General features: G+C 33.9%; 1 protein-coding gene. It reads left to right on the top strand.

The window, feature by feature from the left end:
* Positions 1 to 431: 431 nt before the first annotated feature.
* Positions 432 to 1,622, top strand: coding sequence for a T9SS type A sorting domain-containing protein (locus tag VJY38_RS13910; protein WP_353681331.1), 1,191 nt, complete (start codon positions 432 to 434; stop codon positions 1,620 to 1,622).
* Positions 1,623 to 1,936: the final 314 nt, after the last annotated feature.

Genomic DNA, 1,936 nt, shown 5'->3' with positions numbered 1-1,936 from the left:
TTGACTATAGTGAAAAATAGATTTAAGTTGTAACCAGAAAGCAAAAGGAAATATTGCTTGCTTAGAGGGCAGAAAAATATTTCACAAACTATCATAAATCCTCAAACAGAAAATCGAAAAACAATTATTCATATAAAAATTATTTCTTATTTGATTAATAATAAGACAGTATAATTTAGGTAAGAGTGATAGTAAACAAGAAATTGAGAATTTTAATTAAAAATAACAAAATGCTGGTAAACTTGTCCACCTTAGGCGGATATCATTTTAGAGGATGATATTTATTAGTGGATTAAATAATCGTTATACTTACTTAATGAAAAATCATGGCTCTAAATTTCTGTACTGTTTCTTAGGATTTATCTATTACCATAAAAATGTAATTTGAAAAAGTTCTTTATACTATTCTTCAATTATAAAGAGAGATGGTTATGAAACGTATAATAATTTTACTCGTAATACCAATCATGCTTTTAGCCCAGACACGAGAAAAGTATCCACAAGCAACAGAAGTATGGAGTAAACCTGAAGAAATAAAAGCAATAAGCAACTGGGCTGGAAGTGTTGACGGGATTTCAGTAAGCGCAGATGGAAAAACCTTATACATTTCTGTTGCGGGAATAGCAGTGACAGAACTGAGCGATACTGGCTGGACAACACCGTATAAATTGGGTTCACATATAAATATAGATTATTTTGTACAAACGCCGGCAATAACGCCAAGCGGAAAGAGATTGTTTTATACGTGGTTGATGGGCTCGTTATGGCATATGTATTACAGTGATTGGGATAGTTTTAAAAATGATTGGGGAAAACCGGTTAACTGTGGGCCTGAAGTAAATATTCCCTATTATGGAATATCAGGCGTAACTGCTCCGGATGACACGACGATAATATTTACCAGGCCTAATGCCTCTTATATTTCTTATTATAACAATACAACCAAACAATATAATACAGTGAAGGACTTCCCCAGCGAAGGATTAAATTTCTCTTCAGACTATGGCATAACCACAACTCAAGATTTATCCAAAGTTTATTATTTATCCACGCAGCCGGATACTACCCTTGATGGTAGATACTATTTGAAGGAGGATTTAGTAGTCTGCTATAAGAAAGCAAATTCTTCAGATTATACTCGCCCATATGTACTCAATATTAGTTATCAAGCAGATACACTTTATTTTACTAGGGAATATTCTAAACGAGGACAAGCATACCCCACAATCACTGCTGATGGAAAAACACTTTTCTTTGTTGCTACATATCACGACAAACAAACCGTTTATGTTTCTCATATGTTAATAGATGAAAACGGTATCCCGGTTTCAGTGGACTATGAATCTCTTTCACTTCCATCAAGTTTTAAGTTGTATTCCCCGTATCCCAATCCTTTTAACGCAACAACAACAATAGAATATGAATTAAATAAAGAAAGTAAAATAAGCATAACTATATATGATACACTGGGAAGAAAGGTAAAGGAATTATTAAACGCCATAAAACAAGCCGGCAGACACAAAACAGCTTTTAATGCATCCGGTTTATCAAGCGGCGTATATCTTGTAGTATTAAATACATCCTCCGGGTTCTCCGTTAAAAAACTAACTTATCTAAAATAGTAAAACTAAACCACGAGGTGCTTTATGAAACTCTCAAGATGTGCCTTACTATTATTGCTTATTCCGTTTTTCGCCCTTTACGGGCAGTCCGGTTACGAAGAATTCCACTACTGTGTAAACAGCCAGGGGATTCAGCTTCAAATTATTACGAAGAACTAAAACAAAAATTTCCTGAAGATGAGTTGCTAACCGATTGTGAAATACTCTTGGGTAATCAGTATGATGCTTCTCTAAATGAAAAAATGGTAAATGATAATGAATCGACAAAACATGAAGAATTCGTTTTGACAACAAGTAATTATCCGAATCCATTC

The organism is Rosettibacter firmus (genome assembly GCF_036860695.1).
GTDB lineage: Bacteria > Bacteroidota > Ignavibacteria > Ignavibacteriales > Melioribacteraceae > Rosettibacter > Rosettibacter firmus.
The sequence above is the reverse complement of the archived record's forward strand: the minus strand, read 5'-3'. Positions and strand labels throughout refer to the sequence as shown.

Bases quoted from the DNA above. Each gene is read 5' to 3' on its own strand.
- VJY38_RS13910 (WP_353681331.1), top strand. From the start codon at position 432: ATGAAACGTATAATAATTTTACTCGTAATACCAATCATGCTTTTAGCC.